This window comes from Pseudomonas batumici (assembly GCF_036585405.1).
GTDB classification, from domain to species: domain Bacteria; phylum Pseudomonadota; class Gammaproteobacteria; order Pseudomonadales; family Pseudomonadaceae; genus Aquipseudomonas; species Aquipseudomonas batumici.
This window is the reverse complement of record NZ_CP144470.1, coordinates 2,752,432-2,774,218: the sequence shown is the minus strand read 5'-3', so window position 1 is coordinate 2,774,218 and position 21,787 is coordinate 2,752,432. Positions and strand designations below refer to the sequence as shown.

At 63.6% G+C, this 21,787-nt stretch carries 16 protein-coding genes; 14 read left to right on the top strand and 2 right to left on the bottom strand.

Translation table 11 applies throughout. The features are described 5' to 3' along the window. Nucleotides 1-71: 71 nt before the first annotated feature. From NUH87_RS12520 to NUH87_RS12510, 3 genes are all read left to right on the top strand, one after another. Nucleotides 72-1,841: a DUF1302 domain-containing protein gene (locus NUH87_RS12520; protein ID WP_040064341.1), complete on the top strand. Its 1,770-nt coding sequence runs from the start codon at nucleotides 72-74 to the stop codon at nucleotides 1,839-1,841. A 24-nt stretch (nucleotides 1,842-1,865) separates the two neighbouring features. After that, nucleotides 1,866-3,233: a DUF1329 domain-containing protein gene (locus tag NUH87_RS12515; RefSeq protein WP_338526188.1), complete on the top strand. Its 1,368-nt coding sequence runs from the start codon at nucleotides 1,866-1,868 to the stop codon at nucleotides 3,231-3,233. Nucleotides 3,234-3,507: 274 nt separating this feature from the next. After that, nucleotides 3,508-6,051 (top strand): LuxR C-terminal-related transcriptional regulator, encoded by a 2,544-nt coding sequence (locus tag NUH87_RS12510; protein WP_338526187.1) that lies wholly within the window; start codon nucleotides 3,508-3,510, stop codon nucleotides 6,049-6,051. 24 nt (nucleotides 6,052-6,075) lie between these two features. Here the strand turns inward: NUH87_RS12510 and NUH87_RS12505 are convergent, their stop codons facing one another. Then, a complete protein-coding gene (locus NUH87_RS12505) occupies nucleotides 6,076-6,873 on the bottom strand; it encodes an IclR family transcriptional regulator (RefSeq protein ID WP_338526186.1) in 798 nt (265 codons plus the stop codon). Nucleotides 6,874-7,060: 187 nt separating this feature from the next. On the opposite strand from NUH87_RS12505, the gene hmgA reads away from it, so the two are divergent. The 3 genes from hmgA to maiA are packed head-to-tail and all read left to right on the top strand — an operon-like array spanning nucleotide 7,061 to nucleotide 10,317. Further along, complete coding sequence (gene hmgA, locus NUH87_RS12500) at nucleotides 7,061-8,359, top strand: homogentisate 1,2-dioxygenase (RefSeq protein ID WP_338526185.1); 1,299 nt, start codon at nucleotides 7,061-7,063, stop codon at nucleotides 8,357-8,359. Nucleotides 8,360-8,361: 2 nt separating this feature from the next. Then, a complete protein-coding gene (gene fahA, locus NUH87_RS12495) occupies nucleotides 8,362-9,666 on the top strand; it encodes a fumarylacetoacetase (RefSeq protein WP_338526184.1) in 1,305 nt (434 codons plus the stop codon). Between the two features lie 12 nt (nucleotides 9,667-9,678). After that, the gene (gene maiA, locus NUH87_RS12490; protein WP_338526183.1) at nucleotides 9,679-10,317 is read left to right on the top strand and encodes a maleylacetoacetate isomerase; all 639 of its coding nucleotides are present in this window, start codon (nucleotides 9,679-9,681) and stop codon (nucleotides 10,315-10,317) included. 37 nt (nucleotides 10,318-10,354) lie between these two features. Here maiA and NUH87_RS12485 read toward each other — a convergent pair whose 3' ends face one another. Continuing rightward, on the bottom strand, nucleotides 10,355-11,158 hold the full coding sequence (locus tag NUH87_RS12485) for a SirB1 family protein (RefSeq protein WP_338526182.1): 804 nt from the start codon (nucleotides 11,156-11,158) through the stop codon (nucleotides 10,355-10,357). Nucleotides 11,159-11,336: 178 nt separating this feature from the next. Between NUH87_RS12485 and NUH87_RS12480 the strand changes: the two genes are divergently transcribed. The 8 genes from NUH87_RS12480 (at nucleotide 11,337) to bcsB (ending at nucleotide 21,787) form a co-directional block, all read left to right on the top strand. Further along, nucleotides 11,337-12,356, top strand: a complete 1,020-nt coding sequence (locus tag NUH87_RS12480) for a Leu/Phe/Val dehydrogenase (RefSeq protein ID WP_338526181.1) — start codon at nucleotides 11,337-11,339, stop codon at nucleotides 12,354-12,356. 261 nt (nucleotides 12,357-12,617) lie between these two features. Next, entirely contained in the window at nucleotides 12,618-14,159 is a 1,542-nt protein-coding gene (gene bcsE / locus NUH87_RS12475; protein WP_338526180.1) for a cellulose biosynthesis protein BcsE, read from the top strand. Beyond that, the gene (gene bcsF / locus NUH87_RS12470; protein WP_338526179.1) at nucleotides 14,156-14,347 is read left to right on the top strand and encodes a cellulose biosynthesis protein BcsF; all 192 of its coding nucleotides are present in this window, start codon (nucleotides 14,156-14,158) and stop codon (nucleotides 14,345-14,347) included. The genes bcsE and bcsF overlap by 4 nt, the downstream gene beginning before the upstream one ends. Next, on the top strand, nucleotides 14,334-15,962 hold the full coding sequence (gene bcsG / locus NUH87_RS12465) for a cellulose biosynthesis protein BcsG (protein WP_338526178.1): 1,629 nt from the start codon (nucleotides 14,334-14,336) through the stop codon (nucleotides 15,960-15,962). The genes bcsF and bcsG overlap by 14 nt, the downstream gene beginning before the upstream one ends. Next, nucleotides 15,932-16,171, top strand: a complete 240-nt coding sequence (gene bcsR, locus NUH87_RS12460; protein ID WP_040064354.1) for a cellulose biosynthesis protein BcsR — start codon at nucleotides 15,932-15,934, stop codon at nucleotides 16,169-16,171. The genes bcsG and bcsR overlap by 31 nt, the downstream gene beginning before the upstream one ends. Further along, complete coding sequence (bcsQ, locus tag NUH87_RS12455; RefSeq protein ID WP_338526177.1) at nucleotides 16,168-16,890, top strand: cellulose biosynthesis protein BcsQ; 723 nt, start codon at nucleotides 16,168-16,170, stop codon at nucleotides 16,888-16,890. The genes bcsR and bcsQ overlap by 4 nt, the downstream gene beginning before the upstream one ends. Further along, nucleotides 16,887-19,481, top strand: coding sequence for a UDP-forming cellulose synthase catalytic subunit (gene bcsA, locus NUH87_RS12450; protein WP_338526176.1), 2,595 nt, complete (start codon nucleotides 16,887-16,889; stop codon nucleotides 19,479-19,481). The genes bcsQ and bcsA overlap by 4 nt, the downstream gene beginning before the upstream one ends. After that, nucleotides 19,478-21,787 (top strand): cellulose biosynthesis cyclic di-GMP-binding regulatory protein BcsB, encoded by a 2,310-nt coding sequence (bcsB, locus tag NUH87_RS12445; RefSeq protein WP_338526175.1) that lies wholly within the window; start codon nucleotides 19,478-19,480, stop codon nucleotides 21,785-21,787. Before bcsA ends, bcsB begins: the two co-directional genes overlap by 4 nt.

Sequence of the window (21,787 nt, the reverse complement as noted above, 5' to 3'; positions counted from 1 at the left end):
CGCTCCCGTTGGCGATGAGTAGGGTGAAGCCTTCTGTCACACACCGGGGAAGACGCATGACAAAAACAACAATGCGCGCCATCTTCACACCGCAGGCTCTGGCCATCGCGGTTGCCATCGGCGCCAGTGCGCAGGCGCAGGCGGTTTCGTTCAACATCGGGGATATCGAAGGCAAGTTCGACTCCTCCCTGTCCCTTGGCGCGAGCTGGGGCATGCGCGATGCCGACAAGCGCCTGGTGGGCGTGACCAACGGCGGCACCGGCCAGGCCTCCACCGGTGATGACGGACGCCTGAACTTCAAGAAGGGCGATGCCTACTCGAAGATCTTCAAGGGCATTCACGACCTGGAGTTGAAGTACGGCGATACCGGCGTCTTCGTCCGGGGCAAGTACTGGTACGACTTTGCGACGGCCGACGGCGGTCAGGACTTCAAGGACATCAGCGATCACCATCGTGATGAAGGGGCGCGTTCTTCCGGCGCCGAACTGCTCGACGCCTTCATCTACCACCATTACTCCATCGCCGACCTGCCGGGCACCGTGCGCTTGGGCAAGCAGGTGGTCAGTTGGGGGGAAAGTACCTTCATCGGCAACTCGATCAACAGCATCAACCCCATCGACGTATCGGCCTTCCGCCGGCCCGGTGCCGAGATCAAGGAAGGCCTGATTCCGGTCAACATGTTCTTCGCCTCCCAGAGCCTGACCGACCAGCTGACGGTCGAAGGCTTCTACCAGTTGAACTGGGAAAACACGGTGGTGGACAACTGCGGGACCTTCTTCGGCAACGACGTGGTCGCCCATGGTTGCAACAACAACTACACCGTGGGCAGCCCGGCGATTGCGCCCTTGCAACCGCTGGCCGCGGCGTTCGGCCAGGGTTTCCAGATCACTCCGGAAGGTATCGTGGTGCAGCGCGGCGATGACCGCGACGCCCGTGACGGCGGCCAATGGGGCATGGCCTTGCGCTGGCTGGGCAGCGAGACCGAGTACGGCCTGTATTTCATCAACTACCACAGTCGTACCCCGACAGTCGGTACCAAGACCGCCGATGCCAGCACCCTCGCCGCGCTGGGCCGTATCCTGCCGTTGGCGCCGGCAGCTTTCCGCAGTGGCCTGGCGCAAAGCGTCATGCTGGGGCGCGGCCAGTACTACCTCGAGTACCCGGAAGACATCCGTCTCTACGGCGCCAGCTTCTCCACCACCCTGCCCACCGGCACCGCCTGGAGCGGCGAGATCAGCTATCGTCCCAACGCCCCGGTGCAGCTCAACACCACTGACCTGACCCTGGCGCTGGTCAATCCGATTGCCGGCGGCGCGGCCTCACCGATCCAGACCAGCCTCGGTTCCGACAATACCGGCTATCGCCGCAAGGAAATCACCCAGATCCAAAGCACCCTCACGCAGTTCTTCGACCAGGTTCTGGGGGCCGAGCGCCTGACGCTGGTGGGCGAGGCGGGGATGACCTACGTCGGGGGCCTGGAGACCAAGGACAAGCTGCGTTACGGGCGTGACTCGGTATACGGCGCCTACGGCTTCCAGGGCGATACCGGCGGTTTCGTCACCGCGACTTCCTGGGGCTACCGTGCCCGGGCGATCCTCGACTACAGCAACGTGTTCGCCGGGATCAACCTCAAGCCCAACCTGTCCTGGTCCCATGACGTCAAGGGCTATGGCCCCAACGGCCTGTTCAACCAGGGCGCCAAGGCGATCAGCATCGGTGTGGATGCCGACTACCGCAACACCTACACCGCGAGCCTCAGCTACACCGACTTTTTCGGTGGCCACTACAACACACTGACTGACCGTGACTTCCTGGCGCTCAGCGTCGGCGCGAACTTCTGACCCAGGCTTGAGAAGGACAACTTTATGCGCAAGATGATTCTGCAATGCGGCGCCCTGGCCCTGAGCCTGTTGGCAGCCAACGTAATGGCGGCGGTTTCCGCGGAGGAAGCGGCCAAGCTCGGCACCACCCTGACCGCCATCGGCGCGGAAAAGGCCGGCAATGCCGACGGCTCGATCCCGGCCTACACCGGCGGTATCCCGAAGAACGCCGGCGCGGTGGACAGCAAGGGCTTCCTGGCTGACCCGTTCGCCAATGAAAAACCGCTGTTCATCATCACCGCGGCCAATGCCGACCAGTACAAGGCCAAGCTCTCCGAGGGCCAACTGGCGATGTTCAAGCGCTACCCGCAGACCTACAAGATCCCGGTCTACCCGACGCATCGCAGCGTCGCCCTGCCGCCTGCGGTCCTGGAGTCGGCCAAGCGCAGCGCCCTCAACGTCACGGCCATCAACGACGGCAACGGCCTGGCGAACTTCACTGGCACCCGCTACTACGCCTTCCCGATTCCGAAGAACGGCGTGGAAGTGCTGTGGAACCACATCACCCGCTACCATGGTGGCAACCTGCGCCGCACCATTACCCAGGCTACGCCACAGACCGACGGTTCCTTCACGCCGATCACCTTCGAGGAAGAAGCCGCCGTGCCGTCGGAAATTCCCGACCTGGCGCCGGACAAGGGCGCCAACGTGCTGACCTTCTTCAAGCAGGAAGTCACCGCGCCGGCGCGCCTGGCAGGCAACGTGCTGCTGGTGCACGAGACCCTCGACCAGGTGAAGGAACCGCGCCTGGCCTGGGTCTACAACGCCGGCCAGCGCCGTGTGCGCCGTGCTCCGCAAGTCGCCTATGACGGTCCGGGTACCGCCGCCGATGGCCTGCGCACTTCGGACAACTTCGACATGTTCTCCGGTGCTCCGGACCGTTACGACTGGAAACTGATCGGCAAGAAGGAGATGTACATCCCCTACAACAGCTACAAGCTGGACTCGCCGACCCTCAAGTACACCGACGTGATCAAGGCCGGCCATCTCAACCAGGACCTGACCCGCTACGAGTTGCACCGGGTCTGGGAAATCGAGGGGACGGTCAAGCCGAGCGAGCGGCATATCTATGCCAAGCGCCACATGTACATCGACGAGGACAGCTGGCAGGTCGCGCTGGTGGATCACTACGACGGTCGCGGTCAACTGTGGCGGGTTGCCGAAGGTCATGCGCAGTTCTACTACGACCACCAGGTGCCGGCGTATACCGTTGAAGCGCTGTACGACCTGATTGCCGGGCGCTACATCGCCCTGGGCATGAAGAACGAAGAGAAGCACAGCTTCCAGTTCGGCTTCGTCGGCAAGGCGGCGGATTACACGCCGGCGGCGCTGCGGGCGAGCGGGGTGCGCTAAACCCTCTCTGTTGGATGTAGGGATGTAGGAGCGAGCTTGCTCGCGATGGTCGTCAACGATAACGCGGGGCGTCTGATACCCCGCGGTGTCTGGGCTACCATCGCGAGCAATCGAGCGTCGACCGGCTGCTCCTACACACCGTCGCTGTATTCGGCCAAAACCTGCCCCTTGGGGCCTCTTTGTTATGACGCTCGATAAGTTTCCTGAATATTCGTTCATTCCCAGGCTTGAACAGGATTAGGGTGACCGGATAAAACCAAGAAAGGCCGCCGCAATGACCGCCATGACCCCGCGTCTGGACCGTCCCGGGTTCCTGCCTCGTTTGTCCTCCCGCCATTTGCCGCGTCCGCGCCTCAGCACCCCCTTGATCGAGTCCCAGGCGCGGGTCCGCCTGCTCTGCGCGCCCGCCGGCAGCGGCAAGAGCGCCTTGCTCGCCGAATGCCTGCTGCAAGCGCCGCCCAGCTGTGGCGTGTGCTGGCTGCCGCTGTCCGGGGCGAGCCTCACGACCGACGCCTTCTGCAGCGCCCTGGCCCAGGCACTGGGGCTGGACGAGCCCCACGACGAGTCGAGCCTGTTGGCCCGGCTGGCGCGCTGGACCACACCCACCTGGGTTTTCCTCGACGACTATTGCCGTTTGCCCAACCCGGCGCTGGATCAGTTGCTCGATCGGCTGCTGGCGACCAGCAGCCCGGTCCTGAACTGGTGGCTGGGCGTGCGACGGCGGCCCCACTGCAACTGGCCACGGTTGTTGCTCGAAGGTGAACTCTACGAAGTCGACAGCCCGAGCCTGTTGTTCGAACGCAGAGAAATCGAACAGTTGGTGAATCACCCGTCGATTACCCCGCAGTGCATCGACCGGATGAACCAGTACACCGCCGGCTGGTGCGCCGGTGTACGGGTGGCCATGCTGGAGGCCCCGGCCTGGATCGCCAGCGCCCCCGACGCCGGGGCGCGACGTTCGGCGACCCTGCTCGACTACCTGCAACACGAACTGTTCGATGCCCTGGCGCCCGAGCTGGCCGAAGCCTGGCGCGTACTGGTGCATCTGCCCCGCTTCAATGCCGACCTCTGCGAGCATCTATTCGGTGCGGGGGAGGGCGCCCAGTGGATGCGAACCCTGCAGGAACTGGGATGCTTTATCGAGCCCTGGGACGACTCCTCGGAATGGCTGCGGGTGTTCGCGCCGCTGACCCTGTTGCTGCGTGATGAGCCCTGGCCGGCCGGGCGCTCCTGGCATCGCCGGGCCTGCCAGTGGTTCAGTGCCCGGGGTGACTGGCAGGCCGCGGTGGAGCAGGCCCTGGCCGCCGAGGAGTTCGAAGTGGCGGCCAGCCTGTTGCACAACTTCACCTTCGATTATCTGTTCCAGGATCAGAACGTGGCGCTGCTGTTGCGCCTGCACGAGCAGCAGCCGGACGAATTGATGTTCGGCACGCCGCATCTGGTGGGCCTGATCACCACCGCGTTGTTGTTCGCCGGGCGCTTCGACGAGGCGGCCCACAGCATCGAGCAGATGGCCCGTTTCACCCCGCAGCCGTCAGCGGCGGCACAACGGCAACTGGTGGCGCGCTGGCAGGCCCAGCAAGGTTGGTTGCTGCATTTGCAGGGGCAGGCGCAACCTGCGCGTGGGCATTTCCTCGAAGCCTTGCGGGATCTGCCGCCGGCCGCCTGGCCGGCGCGGTTGTTCTGTCTGTCCGGGCTGACCCAGCAGGCGCTGCTCGAGGGTGAGCTGGAGCAGGCCCACGCCTGGAGTCGCGAGGCGCTGTGCCTGGCGCGGGCACAAGGTTCGCTGCTGTTCGAGGCGCTGCTGGAGCTGGACCATGCACAGTTGCTGGAGCAACGGGGCGCCCTGCACCGCAGCGAGAGCCTGCTGGACAACATGCATGCCTTGTTATCCGCCAAGCGCTATCTGGCGGGACCGTTGCTGGGGCGTATCGCCTTGCGTCGGGGACGGATCGCCCTGCGTCAGGGCCGCGATCAACAAGCCGCCGAACATTTCCAGGCGGGCCTGGATGAGTGTCTGCGCAGCCAGGACAAACGGGCCTTGTACGGGTTTCTCGGACTGGCCCTGCTGGATGCCAACCACGGCGACTACGCCCAGGCGTTTGTCCGCTTGCGCGATGCCGAACGGTTGATGCAGCAACGGCATATTCCGGATGTGGTGTATCGCGCGGTGCTGCTGATGGTCAGCTGCCATTTCTGGTTGCAACAGGGGCGGCCGGAGCTGGCGGAGGAGGCGCTGACCCGGGTGCTGCGTCACTACCGTGGCGCGAACGGGGTACAGGCGCCGCCGGCGACGCTGGAGCTGATTCCGCGACTTGAATACCTGTTGGTGCTGGCGCAGGTCTATCTGCACAAGGCCCAGGCCCCGCTGGAAGCGCTGGCGCCCTTGCTCGAGCAGGCCCAGCGTCGGGGCATGCAGGGGATGGAAACGGAGTTGCGTCTGGCGCTGGCGGAAGTGGCCTTCCTGCTGGGGCGTAGTGCGCTGGCCAAGAGTCATCTGGAGGAGGGGCTGGCGCTGGTCAGCCGCTGCAACCTGCAACAGGCCTTGCGTGAGTTGCGTTTGCGCCAACCGGAGATGCTGGCGAGCCTGGGCTTTGAAGAAGCGCTGATCGCCACGGGAGACAATCCCTTGAGCCAGCGTGAACTGGAAGTGCTCAAGCTGATTGCCCTGGGCAGTTCCAATCTGCAGATCGCCGACCAGCTGTTTATCTCGCTGCACACGGTGAAAACCCATGCGCGGCGGATCCACAGCAAACTGGGGGTGGAGCGGCGGACCCAGGCGGTGGCCAAGGCCAAGGCGCTGGGGCTGATGGGGTAGTGCCTCTGGCCAAGGACGGCTTTTTCAGCCCTGCGGCTGATAACCCATCCGCCAGCTCACCGCCTGGCTCGCCGCTAGCAACCGCTTGGCCGCCGGGCCGTCTTCATCGGCGTGGAACAGCGACGTCGGTCCCACCACCGTGAGCACCGCCACCACCTGTCCCAGGGCATTGAACACCGGCGCCGACAAGGCATCGACCCCGGGCATCAGCAAGCCATGGACGAAATGCAGCCCGCGTCGGCGGATCCGTTCGCAGGTCGCGGTGTAGGCCGCGGCATCGGCCAGCGGGTGAGGGTGGCCGGCCTTGAGTTCCGCTTCACGCAGCTCGACCGTTTCCCGATCCGGCAGGAAGGCATTGAACACCAGCCCCGTGGACGAACTGAGCAACGGCAGCACCGACCCCAACTGCGTCACCACCGTCACCGCGCGCACGGCCGGTTCGATATGCACCACGGTCGCCCCGTGGTTGCCCCACACCGCGAGGAAACAGCTTTCATTCAGGTCGTCGCGCAGCTCCGCCAACGGCATCGCCGCCACATGCAGCACGTCCATGCTGTTCAGCGCCGCCAGACCGACCCGTAGCGCTTCGCGCCCCAGGCCATAGTGGTTGGTCGCCGCGTTCTGCTCGGCAAAGCCACTGGCGATCAAGGCCTGGAGATAACGGTGGACCTTGCTCGCCGGCATCTGCACATGCTCGGCCAGGCGCGACAGCGAGGTGCTGGGCGACAGCTCGGCCAACGCCTTGAGGATGTCGGTACCCACCTCCGCCGAGCGGACTTTCTGTTTACCGTTACTGTCGCTGGTAGGACGCGGCTTTTCCATGGAGGCAATGTAATCCCGGGACGAATGGGCGTCTTTATAGCTTGACGGGCATCGTCAATCAAATTACGTTCTGCATAATCAAGTTACGTTATGCATAATTACGTCCCAATAAAAACAAACCGGACCGTGTTGCACGCCCCCTCGAATCAGGCCGGCAGCCCCAGGTCCACTCCCTCCAGGAGGCTCCATGAATCCCGATTCCACGGTGCTGGCCTATCAGTCCGGCTTCGGCAACGAATTCAGCAGCGAGGCCTTGCCCGGCGCGCTGCCGGTCGGCCAGAACTCCCCGCAGAAAGCGCCCTACGGTCTCTATGCCGAACTGTTCTCCGGCACGGCCTTCACCATGACCCGCAGCGAAGCACGGCGCACCTGGATGTACCGCATCCAGCCGTCGGCCCGGCATCCGGCTTTCGCCAAACTGGAGCGGCAACTGGCCGGTGGGTCGCTTGGTCCGATCACACCTAACCGCCTGCGCTGGAACCCGCTGGAGATTCCGAGCGAGCCGACGGACTTCATCGACGGCCTGGTGAGCATGGCGGCCAACTCGGCGCCGGAGAAACCGGCCGGCATCAGCATCTACGGCTACCGCGCCAACCGTTCCATGGAGCGGGTGTTCTTCAATGCCGACGGCGAGTGGTTGCTGGTCCCGGAACAGGGGCGGCTGCGACTGGTTACCGAGCTGGGCGTGCTGGAGATCGAGCCGCTGGAAATCGCGGTCTTGCCCCGTGGCCTGAAATTCCGCGTCGAACTGCTCGACCCGCAAGCCCGTGGCTACCTCGCCGAAAACCATGGTGCGCCGCTGCGCCTGCCGGACCTGGGCCCCATCGGCAGCAACGGCCTGGCCAATCCGCGGGATTTCCTGGCCCCGGTCGCCCATTACGAAGACCTGCGGCAACCGACGACCCTGGTACAGAAGTTCCTCGGCGAACTCTGGGGTTGCGAGCTCGATCATTCGCCGCTCAACGTGGTCGCCTGGCACGGCAACAATGTGCCGTACAAATACGACCTGCGTCGCTTCAACACGATCGGCACGGTCAGCTTCGATCACCCGGACCCGTCGATCTTCACCGTGCTGACCTCGCCCACCAGCGTGCCCGGCATGGCCAACCTCGACTTCGTGATTTTCCCGCCGCGCTGGATGGTGGCCGAGAACACCTTCCGCCCGCCGTGGTTCCACCGCAACCTGATGAACGAGTTCATGGGCCTGATCCAGGGTGCCTACGACGCCAAGGCCGAAGGTTTCCTGCCCGGTGGCGCGTCGCTGCACAGCTGCATGAGCGCCCATGGCCCGGATGGTGAAACCTGCACCCGGGCGATTGCCGCCGAACTTGCACCGAGCAAGATCGACAACACCATGGCCTTCATGTTCGAGACCAGCCAGGTGCTGCGCCCGAGCCTCTTCGCCCTCGACTGCCCACAGTTGCAGAACGACTACGATACTTGCTGGGCCACCTTGCCCGTCACCTTCAACCCGAATCGGAGATAACCATGAGTCAGCCAGCCACCCTTTGCAGTTGGGTTGCGTCCGCCAACGGCCATGCCGATTTCCCGTTGCAGAACCTGCCGCTGGGGGTGTTCAGCCACCCAGGTTCGGCGCCGCGTAGTGGCGTGGCGATCGGCGAGCAGATCTTCGACCTGGAAGCGGCCCTGGAACTCGGGTTGTTCGAGGGCCAGGCCAAGGTCGCTGTCGAAGCGACCCGTGGCGGTCAGTTGAATGCCTTCTTCGAACTCGGCTCCGCGGCCCGCGTGGCCTTGCGCGCGCGCCTGCTGGAACTGCTCGGCGAAGGCAGCAGCCTGCGCGGCAAGATCGAAGCCCAGGGCGCGAAGCTGCTGCCCCTGGCGGCCGATTGCCAATTGCACCTGCCGGCCAGGATCGGTGACTACACGGATTTCTATGTCGGCATCGAGCATGCGCAGAACGTCGGCAAGCTGTTCCGCCCCGACAATCCGCTGCTGCCCAACTACAAGTACGTGCCCATCGGCTATCACGGCCGGGCCTCGACCGTTCGCCCGTCCGGCAGCGAAGTGCGTCGGCCCAAGGGCCAGACCTTGCCTGCCGGGCAGAGTGAGCCGAGCTTCGGTCCCTGCGCGCGACTGGACTACGAACTGGAATTGGGTATCTGGATCGGCCGTGGCAATGCCATGGGCGAGTCGATCGCCATCGGTGACGCCGCCGAGCACATCGCCGGTTTCTGCCTGCTCAACGACTGGTCGGCGCGGGATATCCAGGCCTGGGAATACCAGCCGCTGGGGCCGTTCCTGTCCAAGAGCTTCATTACCAGCGTCTCGCCCTGGGTGGTGACGGCCGAAGCGCTGGAGCCGTTCCGCCAGGCACAACCGGCGCGTCCGGAAGGCGATCCGCAACCGCTGCCGTACCTGTTCGACACACGCGACCAGCAGGGCGGAGCCTTCGATATCGAACTGGAAGTGCTGTTGCTGACCGAGGCCATGCGCGAGCAGAACCTGCCGGCCCAGCGCCTGACCCTGAGCAACACCCGGCACATGTACTGGACCGTGGCGCAACTGGTTGCACACCACAGCGTCAACGGCTGCCAGTTGCAGGCCGGCGACCTGTTCGGTTCGGGCACCTTGTCCGGGCCCGAAGCGGGGCAGTTCGGCAGCCTGCTGGAGATCACCGAAGGCGGCAAGAAACCGGTGGAACTGGCCTCCGGCGAGGTGCGTAAGTTCCTCGAGGATGGTGACGAAATCATCCTGCGGGCGCGTTGCCGCCGTGAAGGCTTTGCTTCCATCGGCTTCGGCGAATGCCGGGGCAAGATTGTTCCGGCACGTTGAGAGGAGTGGGTCATGGAGCTTTACACGTATTACCGTTCGACCTCGTCCTACCGCGTGCGGATCGCCCTGGCCCTCAAGGGCCTGGATTACCACGCGCTGCCGATCAACCTCATCGCCCCGGGCGGCGGTGAGCAGCGGCAGCCGGCGTACCTGGCAGTCAACCCGCAAGGACGGGTGCCGGCCTTGCGCACCGACGCGGGAGATGTGCTGACGCAGTCGCCGGCGATCATCGAGTTTCTCGAGGAACGTTATCCACAGGTGCCGCTACTGGCTTCGGACCTGCTGACCCGCGCCCGCGAGCGGGCGGTGGCGGCGGTGATCGGTTGCGATATTCATCCGTTGCACAACTCCGGCACCACCAACCTGCTGCGCCAGTGGGGGCATGACGATGCCCAGGTGCTGGAGTGGATCGGCCACTGGGTCAGCCAGGGGCTGGCAGCGGTGGAGCAGTTGATTGGCGATACCGGCTATTGCTTTGGCAAGGCGCCGGGGCTGGCGGATGTGTACCTGATTCCGCAGCTGTATGCGGCACAGCGGTTCAAGGTGTCGCTGGAGGCTTACCCGCGTATTCGCCGGGTGGCGGCGCTGGCGGAACAGCACCCTGCGTTTATCCAGGCGCATCCGGCCAATCAGCCGGATACTCCGGCCTGAAGAGAACGAGTGTGCTTATCCAAGGGGGCCATGCTGCCTAATGCACCACCGCATTCGGCGGCAATTGCCCCAGCCGTTCGGTCAGGCGCAGCCGCTGGATCGGGTCATCGCAGAGCAGTAGCGCCCGTTCCAGGTCATAGCGCTCGGCCCGCGGACAATCGAGCTGCTGGTAGAGACTGGCGCGGGCCAGGTAGTCGCTGGCATTGGCCTGGCCCAGCTCCAGGACCCGCTCGGCATCCACCAGGGCAGCGAGGAAGTCGTCGTTGGTCTGGTGCAATTGCCGCAGGTTGCGCGACAGGCGCTGGAGCATCTGCACCGGTGTGGCGGTGTGCATGTGCTCGGCTTTCAGCAGCGCCGTCGGGCCGTACTGGCGGGTCAGCAGCTCGCGGCAGTCGTTGGGATAAAGACGTCGGCCGCCGCAGGGGTCGAGCAGATGATCGGCCCCCGGCACCCGCAGCAGGAAATGCCCGGGAAAGTTCACCCCCACCAGCGGAATCTCCAGTTGCCTGGCCAGTTCCAGGGCGATCAACGCCAGTACCAGCGGCTGCCCGCGCCGGCGCTGCAAGACTTTGTCGAGCAGTGCCGCGTGAGGGCGCAACGGGGTGAACTCGTCCTGCTGGAAACCCAGATCGTTCATTCGCCGCAACAGCGGCTGAGCCAACTCGCTGACCGGCAGCATAGGCAGGCCGGAGCTGACCCGTTGTTGCAGGTCGCGGAAATCACGCAGCACGGACTCGGGTCGAACCTGCGGGTCATGTTCGGCCGCCATCCACAAGGCCGCTTCGAACACTGCGGGCGGGGTGCGTTCCAGGCAGGCGAAAAAGGCTTGGCGGGGGTTCATCAAAATCTCCGGCAGAGTCTCTGTTTTAGCCCCGCGACGGGCTTTCGTCCAGTCTCTTGCACCGCTCGAGGGTTATATCAAAAAGCCTGCAAACGCCAGGAGCTTATTCCTGCTTGCTTCTGCAAGCTTTCCCACGAAGCCTATAATCGCTATCAGGTAGTAGTCAGGGGGCCTTTCGATGTTCGCTCTCATGCAAAGCACTCGTCTTGAGTCGCTGCACCTCAGCGTCGATCCGGTCTCCGGGTTGAAGGCGGTGATTGCCATTCATAACCGTCGTCTCGGGCCGGCACTGGGAGGCTGTCGCTATCTGGCCTATCCCGACGATGAGAGCGCCATGGTCGATGCCATTCGCCTGGCCCAGGGCATGAGCTACAAGGCCGCGCTCGCGGGGTTGGCGGTGGGCGGCGGCAAGGCGGTGATCATTCGTCCGCCCCATGTGGAAAGCCGCGCCGCCTTGTTCGAAGCCTTCGGCCGTTGCATCGAGCAACTCAATGGACGCTACATCACGGCCATCGACAGCGGTACCTCCACCGCCGATATGGACTGCATTGCCCAATACACCCAGCATGTCACCAGTACCACGAGCGCCGGCGATCCGTCGCCTCACGCGGCCATGGGCGTGTTCGCCGGGATTCGTACCACCGCCATGGCCCGCCTGGGTAGCGACAACCTGGAGGGGTTGCGGGTGGCAGTGCAGGGCCTGGGCAATGTCGGTTATGCCCTGGCCGAGCAGTTGCACGCGGCGGGGGCGGAGTTGCTGGTCAGCGATACCGACCCGGGCAAGGTGCAACTGGCCATGGAACAACTGGGCGCGCATCCGGTCGCCTGTGAAGCCCTGCTCAGTACCCCGTGTGACATTCTCGCCCCTTGCAGCGTGGGCAATGTGCTCACCAGCCAGAGCGTGGCGCAGCTGCGTTGTGCCGCGGTGGCCGGTTCGGCCAGCACCCAGCTGACACATATCAGCGTCGCCGACCAGTTGGAAAAGCGCGGCATTCTTTATGCGCCCGACTACGTGATCAGCTCTGGCGGGTTGATCTATGTCGCCCTCAAGCATCAGGGCGAGTCACTGCCGACCATCACCGCCCATTTGTCCCGTATCGGAGCCCGCCTGACCGAGGTCTTCGGTCATGCCCAGGCGGAAAAGCGTTCGCCGGCGCGGGTGGCCGACGAATTGGCGGAGCGTCTGCTTTACCGGTAACGCTTTTATAGGGCTTGGAACATTCCCCCCAGATGGCATAAACCAGTTGGATCCACTTGGCGTCAATAAAATGGCTAAATATTAAGCCTTACCGTTTTTTCGTAATATTTGATCTAAATTATTAACGGATTGTTGACGCTATCACTTTGGTATCATCATAATGCCCGCCATTACTAAGGTGTAAAAGAATCCGGGAAGGGTGATCGACGTCTAAGGTAGGACGTGCCGATCGCGCTGTATCTGGTCCTAAGGGAATAGAACTTGAGTCAGGTCACCCTAGCCATTCGTCATCTGCATGACGAGCAGATCTTGTTGGACAACGGCGGCCTTTATTGGGTAGCTGTGGACCAGGCGAGCGACTCTGCCGCGCTGGCCGCCCAGTGCCTGGCTGCGATGCCGGCTAATGCCCGAGCGACCTTGGTGTGCTGCGAGCATTCAAGTCAGGACCTGGCCGGCAAACTGGCGGCGGACACCGGTCCCGGTCAGCTGAAGCTGTTCGACATCAAGAAGGCCGACATCGGCCTGACCCTCAAATCGCTGGTCGGCGAGTTGACCCGTACTGCTCCGGCAGCCGACAGCACCCTGGTCCTGATGCTGCCCGACAGCGCCTGGCAGAGCGACGTCGCGCCGCAGCTGCAGCATTGCTGCCTGTCCCTGAGGCAATGGCTGCGCGCCCGCCAATGCAGCCTGTTGGTGATCAGTCATGGCCAGGCGTCTCAACTGCATGACCGCTTGTTGCGGCTCAACGATACGCTCTCCGGGCTCGCTCAGCTCTATCGCCGTGACGGTGGTATTCGCTACCAATTGCACTACTGGCGTAGCGAACTGGGCGTGTGCAGCGGGCAGGAGTTCGAACTCGAGTTGGGGGAGGACGGTTTTGCGCTATCGGTCAGTGAGCAGGCCAATGAGCAACTGAGCCACACCGATGACCAGCGTATCTACCTGACCCAGCGCCCCGTGCTTGAAGGCTCGCCGCCGTTGTCGGATCAGTGGAGGCTGTTCGAGAGCCGCGAGGACCTGCTCCAGCAAGCCAGCCGCGCGCGGGCTGCCAGCATCATCGTGGCCATCGACAGCAACCTGGAGGTCGAAGCGTTAGCCCGGCAGATTCACGCCCTGCGCGAGCGCTGCGGCATCGCGCTGAAGATCATTGTTCGCGAGATGGAGCCCTGCCTGCGTTATCGGGACGAGCGCTTGCTGGTGTCCTGCGGGGCCAACATCACCGTGCCTTATGGGACGACGCTGGCACACTTCTTCAGCATCATCGACAGCGTCCAGGGCCAGACCTGGCGCCGGAGTCGCATCACCGACTTCCAATTGATCTTCGAACGCCTGCGCCCGCCCGCCGAGCGCGGTCTGTTGGCGCCCCGGGAATTCATCCGCACGTTGGAGCGCGTCTACAGCGGCGCCTCTGGCGAAGTCAGCCACCAACTGCTCAAACTGATGCCGCGCGGTGGCCTGGCCATTGAGCAGTACTTGAATCAAATCGGCTTGCGTCGTTTCGGTGACGTCGCCTGCGTGGTCAACGGTGCCTTCTATCTGTTCCTGTTCGCCTGTCGCGCGGACGGGCTGGAACCCGCATTGGGGAATATCTGCCGGCTGGCCTGGCGCGATCTCTTCAGCGAGTTCCAGGCGTTCCCCGGCCTTGACTCGTTGCCGCGCGAGGACTTCCTCATGGAAGCCTCGCTGCCTCCAACCTTCATTCTGGCAGAAGAGCGCACCGCCGGTAGTTCCGCCGGAGCCGCCGGGCGTGGCGCCTATTCGCCTCAACGCACCACACTGCCCATTACGGATCTCTGTTCATGAGTTATTCCGAACTGATCCAGGTGATTGGCCTCAGCTGCCTGCTGACCCTGGCGCTGATCATGGTACTGACCCGGCTGGGTCGCCGTTTTCTGGCCATCGTGCAGGGGCTCCTGCCTCCGCGTTACCTCAAATCCCGTGGCGTGCGTCGTCGCGCCCCTGCCCAAAGCGAGCCCCATGAGCCGGTATGAAGTCATTAACCCGGTGTCGGTGCGTGTCTGGCCGGGCCTGGGTCACTGGAACCTGTATTTCCTCCTCAAATTCGTCCTGCTGTGGGCGGGTTACCTGAACCTGCAGATAGTGCCCAATCTGGTGTTCGCGGCGGCGTTGTTGCTGCCGTTGCCCAATCGTTATCTGCGCATCCTGCGCACCGTCATAGCGATCCCCGTGGGCGTTGCGCTGTTTTATCAGGACACCTGGCTGCCGCCCTTCAGCCGTCTGTTGGACCAGCCGGGTGTGCTGAATTTCAGCGGCGCCTACCTGGTCGAGCTGGTGGGGCGTTTCATCGACTGGAACCTGTGTGCGCTGTTGGCTGTGTTGGCGGTGGTCTATGCCTTCGTCCGTCACTGGCTGCGCCTGACCACCCTGAGTGTGCTGGGTCTGGCCTGGCTGGCCAGTGCCAATGTGCTGTCCCTGCACGCCAGCAGCGAGCCGGTCGCGGCGTCGGCCGGTGGCGCCCCCGTGGCGGCGGCGAGCACGGCCGCCCCGGACAGCGCGACACTGGAAGCCTATCTGCAGAAGTTCTATAGCACCGAGGCCGGGCGCAAGGTGGAGTTCAAGCCTGCGACTTCGGCCGTGCAGCCTTTCGATCTGTTGCTGATCAATATCTGCTCCATGGCCTGGGACGATCTGGACGCCGTGGGCCTGCGCGATAACACGCTGTTCCAGCAGATGGACGTGGTTTTCGACAACTTCAACTCGGCCACCTCCTATAGCGGCCCGGCGGCCATCCGCCTGTTGCGCGCCAGTTGCGGGCAGGTTCCGCACAGCCAGCTCTACGGCACGCCCCCGGAGCAATGCTTATTGATGGGCGATCTGAGCAAGCTGGGTTTTGCCAACGAAGTGATGCTCAACCACACGGGGCAGTTCGAAGGCTTCCTTGACGAAGTCCGTGCTCAAGGTTCGTTGCCGGCCCCCGCCGTCAGTACCCGCAAATTGCCGCGTGAACTGGTGGGCTTCGACGGTTCGCCGATCTTGCGTGATGCTCAGGTACTGGACACCTGGTGGAAGCACCGCGAAGACGAAAAGAGCGATCGCGTGGCGCTGTTCTACAACACCACCACGTTGCATGACGGCAACCGTACGCTGACCGCCGATGGCGGCACCAAGAGCAGTGATTACAAACCGCGTGCCCAGGGGCTGATCGACGACCTCAACGGCTTCATCAAACAACTGGAGCTCAGCGGCCGTCGGGTGGTGGTGGTGATTGTGCCGGAACATGGCGCGGCACTGCATGGCGACCGCATGCAGATATCCGGTATGCGCGAGATACCGAGCCAGTCCATCACCCACGTGCCGGTCGGCATCAAGCTGGTGGGCATGGGGCGCAACCCCGCTGCCGCGCCACTGCACATCACCGAGCCGAGCAGTTTCCTGGCCCTGTCGGAAATCATCAGTCGCCTGTACGGCGCCCAATCCCAGGGGGAGGGCCAGGGTCCGGACTGGTCGGCCCTGCTGAGCAACCTGCCGCAGACGGCGGCAGTCTCCGAAAACGCTGGCACCGTGGTCGTTGACTACGGCGGAAAACCTTACATCCGACTCAAGGAGAAAGCAGGATGGCTGCCCTACCCACAGCGCTTCAAGTGAAGGCCAAGGTGCAGTCGCGTGCAGATCGTGCCGATGACATCGCACGCCTGAAGCAGGAGCTTGAGCTGCCCGAACTGGACTACGTGGACATTTCCGCGCAGATCGAATTGCAAAAGGCGCTGCATCGCTGGCCGCTGCTGGTGGAGATGCAGAGCCAGCAACCGGCGGCCCTGCCGGCGGTGCATGAGCGACCTGGAGCGCTGTCTTGACCAGCCTCAGTCTGCGCGGCCTGCGCGGCGGTGTTGGCACCAGCTCGCTGTTGGCGGCCACGGGGCATGCATTGCATAGCCTTGGCGAGCGCGTGCTGCTGGTCGACATGTGCCCGGAGAACCTGCTTCGCCTGCACTTCGGTGTCAGCGTCAGCGAACCTGACGGCTGGGCGCGCGCCATGATCGACGGTGCGGGCTGGAATACCCAGGCCTGGACCGTGGAGCCGGGATTGGGCGTGTTGCCTTATGGCCGCCTGAAACGGGAAGAGCAGGATCAGATCGAGCAACACCTGCTCAAGGATCCGGAGTTGTGGCGCCGCCGCCAGGCCAGCCTTGCCGAACACTTTGACTGGATCCTGTTCGACGTGCCCTTGCGCTTGCCCGGTCATGCTCATGTCGGCCCCTGTGCCTTGCGCCTGCGGATTGTCGAGGCGGATGCCGCCTGCCATGTGCTGTTGCAGCAGGAAGAAGCCCTCGGCGGGCATCTGCTGATCAACCGCTTCGACCCGGTCAGCCAATTGCAGCGCGACCTGCTGCTGATCTGGCGCAAACAATATGGGGCCCGCCTGCTGCCACTGAGCGTGCATCAGGATGAAGCCATGCGCGAAGCCTTGGCGTTCAAGAAGCCGGTGGGTGCTTATGCCCAAGCCAGCCTGGCAGCCCAGGATGTGTTGAGCCTGGCCACCTGGTGCCTGACCCGACGCCTGGAGCCGGTATGATCGCCCGCGTTTTCCCTTATGCCCACCTGCGTCGGCGCTACGATTGTGCGCCGCCAGTTGCGCTGTTGCTGGCGACAATGAACGCCCTGGCGTGGCTGCTGTTGCGCCTGGAGTCGCCGAACTGGCGCGCGGTACTCGATCAGCCCAGGCGCTGGTATCCGCAACTGAGCGACAAGGCCCCGAGCCTGGGCGACCCGTTGCGCTATGCGGTGCAAAGCCTCTGGCTGGTGCTGGTTCGCCCGGCCAGGTCGCCGGGTTGGACATTGACCACCCCGGCCTGGCTCAAGGCCGTCGGGGCGCTGTACCTGCGGCTGTGGGCTCGGGTCGGCAAGACGCTGGAAGAATTACCCGTGCGCGCCGAGGCCAGCCAGCAGATTCGCCAGAGCAGTCATTGGTGGAAAGGCCTGGACCGTCGCAACCAACGCCTGGTCAACGCGGCCATCGGTGTCGTCGCCTTCATCTTCACGATGTTGTGCATCACCGAACCCTTCGGTTACTTCGCCCAGTCGGTGTTCGTCCTGCTGCTATGGGCCCTGGCCATGCTGGTGCGGCGGATTCCGGGACGCTTTCCGACGTTGTTGATGGTGGTGTTGTCGACCATCGTCTCGTGCCGTTACCTCTGGTGGCGCTACACCTCGACCTTGAACTGGAACCAACCGCTGGACCTGGCTTGCGGGATGATCCTGCTGGTGGCCGAAACCTATTCCTGGGTGGTGTTGATCCTCGGGTACATCCAGACTTGCTGGCCCCTGGGCCGCAAGCCGGCGCTGCTGCCGAGCGACACAGGTCTTTGGCCCAGCGTCGACTTGTTGATCCCGACCTACAACGAAGACCTGTCAATCGTGCGGGGTACCGTGTATGCCGCCATGGGCATCGACTGGCCGAGCGACAAGCTGAACATCTACATTCTCGACGACGGCAGACGCGAGAGTTTCCGCCAGTTCGCGGCCGAGGTCGGCGTGGGCTACATCGCTCGCAGCGACAATCGTCACGCCAAGGCCGGTAACCTCAACCATGCGCTGAAGCAGATGAACAGCGAACTGGTCGCCATTTTCGACTGTGACCACATACCCGTGCGTTCCTTTCTGCAAATGACCACCGGCGGCTTTCTGGAGGATCCGAAGCTGGCGCTGGTGCAGACGCCGCACCATTTCCTGTCGCCGGACCCCTTTGAGCGCAACCTGAATGTGTTCCGCGAGCGCCCCAACGAAGGCGAGCTGTTCTATGGGGTGATCCAGGACGGCAACGACATGTGGAACTCGGCGTTTTTCTGCGGTTCATGCGCGGTGCTGCGGCGCACTGCGCTGAACGAGATCGGCGGCTTTGCCGTCGAGACGGTCACCGAGGACGCCCATACGGCGCTACGCCTGCACCGCAACGGTTGGCGCTCGGCCTATGTCAAGGTGCCGCAAGCGGCCGGCCTGGCCACCGAAAGCCTGTCAGCGCACATCGGCCAGCGCATTCGCTGGGCCCGCGGCATGGCGCAGATCTTTCGCACCGACAATCCCTTGCTCGGCAAAGGCCTGACCTTCTTCCAGCGCATCTGCTACGCCAACGCGATGATCCATTTCCTGGCCGGCCTGCCGCGCCTGGTGTTTCTGCTGGCGCCGTTGGCCTTTCTGTTTCTGCATGCCTACATCATCTACGCCCCGGCGCTGATGATCCTGCTGTACGTGCTGCCGCACATGATCCACGCCAGCCTCACCAACTCGCGGATGCAGGGCGACTATCGGCGGACGTTCTGGGGTGAGGTGTACGAGACCGTGCTGGCGTGGTACATCGCGCGTCCCACCACCGTGGCACTGTTCAACCCGAGGAAGGGCAAGTTCAACGTCACCGCCAAGGGTGGCCTGATGGCGCACAACCAGTTTGACTGGAAAATCGCCCAGCCGTACCTGCTCCTGGCGTCGCTGAACATGGCAGGCCTGGGTTTTGCCATCTGGCGCCTGATCTGTGGGCCCCGCGATGAAATCGTGACCGTCGTAGTGAGCATTCTCTGGGTGGTCTACAACCTGCTGATCATCGGCGGTGCCGTAGCGGTCGCCGCTGAAGCGCGCCAGGTTCGCCAGACCCATCGTGTACACGCCAAGCTACCGGCCGCTGTGCGTCTTGAAAGTGGTCACGCTTACTCAGGCTTGTTGCAGGACTATTCCGACGGTGGTGCAGGCATCCACCTCGACACCTCGCTGTCGTTGCCGGTGGGCGGGAGAATCTCGCTGATGATGCAGCGCGGCACCCGTGAGTTCCTGTTCCCGGGCTACGTCAGTCGCAGCCACAAGGACTTCATCGGCATCAGCTTCAGTGGCTTCACTGCGCAACAGAAAGTCGACTTCGTGCAGTGCACGTTTGCCCGCGCCGATGCCTGGCTCAACTGGAGCGAGAATGTAACCCCCGATCGCCCACTGCAGAGCTTTTTCGACATCGTCAAGCTGGGTGGCACCGGTTACTACCGCCTCTATGAATACCTGCCTGCCTGGATCCGTGAAATCGCCGGGCCGCCTTTGCGGATGTCGCGCTGGCTGGCCAGTTTCCTGCCGCGCATGCCGGCGGCTGACCCCAACCCCAATTCCCGATCAGTGAGCGCACCATGAGCCGCTACTTCAGCAAATCCCTTGTTGCCAGTCTGGCGCTCCTGGCCGTCGGTTGCGCCCAGGCCGTCACTGCACCTGCGCCTGTCGCACCTGCTGCGACTGTTGTGCCTGTTGCACCTGTAGCGGTCAGCAACGTACCGACCTGGAGCAGCGCGTACAGCTTCGAACAGCTGGGCCGTCCCGCCGACAGCCTGTTGCTGGGTATCCACAACAGCGACCAGATCGAATTCAGTTTGCGCCGCGATCGCATCGCCAGTGACGCGAAACTGCAGCTGGAATACACGCCGTCGCCTTCGCTGCTGCCGCAGATCTCGCATCTGCGTGTGTACCTCAACGATGTGCTGATGAGCGTTGTGCCGATCGCCAAGGAGCAATTGGGTAAGCGAGTCAACCAATCGGTGGCCCTGGACCCGAGTCTGATTTCGGACTTCAACCGTGTGCGCCTGGAGTTCGTCGGCCACTACACCGACATCTGCGAAGACCCGGCCAACAACACGCTTTGGTTGAACGTGGGGCGTGGCAGCCAGATCCAATTGCAGGAGCAGGCACTCACGCTCAAGAACGACCTGGCCTATTTCCCGATGCCTTTCTTCGACATTCGGGGCCAGGACAAGCCGGTCCTCAATCTGGTCTTCGCCGATGCGCCGACCCTGGGCGAGCAGCGTGCAGCCGGTATCCTGGCGTCCTATTTCGGCAGCCAGGCCGCCTGGCGGGGGGCGCAGTTCCCCGTTCTGTTCGACCAGCTGCCGCCCGCCGATGAGCATCATCGCGCCAAGTCGGCCATTGTCTTCGCCACCAACGATCATCGCCCGTCCTTCCTGGCCGACACCCACAAGTTCCCGGCCGTGGATGCGCCCGTTGTACAGATGATCGACAACCCGCAGGATCCCTACAGCAAGGTGTTGCTGGTGTTGGGGCGCAACGACGATGACCTGGCGGTGGCTGCCCGCGCCCTGGCCTTGGGCGCAGGCGCGTTTCGTGGCGCGAACGTGATCGTCAACAAGGTCGAGCAGCTCAAGCCGCGGGTGCCTTATGACGCGCCGAACTGGATGCGCACGGACCGTTCGGTACGCTTCGCCGAGTTGATCAAGTACCCCGAGCAGCTTCGGGCCAACGGTCTGCAGCCACGGCCCGTCACGCTGGACGTGAATCTGCCGCCTGATCTGTTCGTCTGGCGCAACCAGGGGATTCCGTTGCAAACCAAGTTCCGTTATACCCCACCGACGGTCAACGATGAGTCGCGCCTGACCATCAGCCTGAACGACCAGTTCATCACCAGCCTGCCGTTGCAAAGCAAGACCGACAGCCGTCTGGAGGAGCTGCGCCTGGCGGTGTTGTCCAACGAGTCGGCCAACCTCAGCGACAAGTTGCTGGTACCCGCGCTGAAGATTGGTGACCGCAATACCCTGCGTTTTGACTTCAACTTCGCCAGTACCTTTGGCAGTGCCCAGCGCGACCGTTGCCAGACCTCGCTGCCGGTGAACAACCAGGCCGTGATCGATGAAGAGTCGACCATTGACCTGTCCGGCTACTATCACTACATCGCCATGCCCGACCTGCGAGCCTTTGCCCGCAGCGGTTTTCCATACAGCCGCATGGCCGACCTGTCGGAAACCCTGGTGATGGTCCCGGCCCACAGTCGCCCTGTGCAGCTGAGTACGATGTTCGAGACCCTTGCCGCCATCTCCGCACGCTCAGGCCTGCCGGCGTTCGGCCTGCGGCTGTCGGACAACTGGGACGACGCCAGGGCAGATGCAGATCTGCTGGTATTCGGCGCCATGGCACCGGGTGTGGGCGATGGTGCCGATGCCAATCTGGTGCTGGACAAGACACGTGCCTGGCTACTCAAATCGTCCAATGAGCAGAACGGCCAGTCGGCCCGCGCCGGCCAGTTCAGCGACGAGCGCGACCTTGGTGCCCACCGCGTTGACGTCAGCGCCCAGGCACCGATCGCCGCCATTGTCGGCTTGCAGTCGCCTTATCACCAACAGCGCAGCATTGTGGCCTTGCTGGCGACCGACGAGGCCGATTACCAACTGCTGCGCGACACCCTGGGCGACTCTGGAAAAATAGACGCCGTCAGCGGTTCCGTGGCGCTGATCCGCAGCAGTGGCGTCGGCAGCAGTTGGGTGGGCCAGCAGTACTTCGTCGGCCACCTGCCGTGGTGGCTGTTGCTTTGGTTCCAATTGTCCGAGCACCCGGTCCTGCTGGCGGCCATCGCCACCATCAGTGTGCTGCTGACGGCGTTCCTGCTGTGGCGTGCACTGCGTTGGGCGGCTCGCCGTCGCCTGGCGGCTCAGGAGTAG

What these genes read in the sequence shown, in the direction of transcription:
- bcsR (WP_040064354.1), top strand. Translation starts at nt 15,932, where the DNA reads ATGGCTGCCCTACCCACAGCGCTTCAAGTGAAGGCCAAGGTGCAGTCG.
- NUH87_RS12520 (WP_040064341.1), top strand. Translation starts at nt 72, where the DNA reads ATGCGCGCCATCTTCACACCGCAGGCTCTGGCCATCGCGGTTGCCATC.
- NUH87_RS12510 (WP_338526187.1), top strand. Translation starts at nt 3,508, where the DNA reads ATGACCGCCATGACCCCGCGTCTGGACCGTCCCGGGTTCCTGCCTCGT.
- bcsF (WP_338526179.1), top strand. Translation starts at nt 14,156, where the DNA reads ATGAGTTATTCCGAACTGATCCAGGTGATTGGCCTCAGCTGCCTGCTG.
- bcsG (WP_338526178.1), top strand. Translation starts at nt 14,334, where the DNA reads ATGAGCCGGTATGAAGTCATTAACCCGGTGTCGGTGCGTGTCTGGCCG.
- NUH87_RS12485 (WP_338526182.1), bottom strand. Translation starts at nt 11,158, where the DNA reads ATGAACCCCCGCCAAGCCTTTTTCGCCTGCCTGGAACGCACCCCGCCC.
- bcsA (WP_338526176.1), top strand. Translation starts at nt 16,887, where the DNA reads ATGATCGCCCGCGTTTTCCCTTATGCCCACCTGCGTCGGCGCTACGAT.
- bcsB (WP_338526175.1), top strand. Translation starts at nt 19,478, where the DNA reads ATGAGCCGCTACTTCAGCAAATCCCTTGTTGCCAGTCTGGCGCTCCTG.
- fahA (WP_338526184.1), top strand. Translation starts at nt 8,362, where the DNA reads ATGAGTCAGCCAGCCACCCTTTGCAGTTGGGTTGCGTCCGCCAACGGC.
- NUH87_RS12480 (WP_338526181.1), top strand. Translation starts at nt 11,337, where the DNA reads ATGTTCGCTCTCATGCAAAGCACTCGTCTTGAGTCGCTGCACCTCAGC.
- hmgA (WP_338526185.1), top strand. Translation starts at nt 7,061, where the DNA reads ATGAATCCCGATTCCACGGTGCTGGCCTATCAGTCCGGCTTCGGCAAC.
- NUH87_RS12505 (WP_338526186.1), bottom strand. Translation starts at nt 6,873, where the DNA reads ATGGAAAAGCCGCGTCCTACCAGCGACAGTAACGGTAAACAGAAAGTC.
- NUH87_RS12515 (WP_338526188.1), top strand. Translation starts at nt 1,866, where the DNA reads ATGCGCAAGATGATTCTGCAATGCGGCGCCCTGGCCCTGAGCCTGTTG.
- maiA (WP_338526183.1), top strand. Translation starts at nt 9,679, where the DNA reads ATGGAGCTTTACACGTATTACCGTTCGACCTCGTCCTACCGCGTGCGG.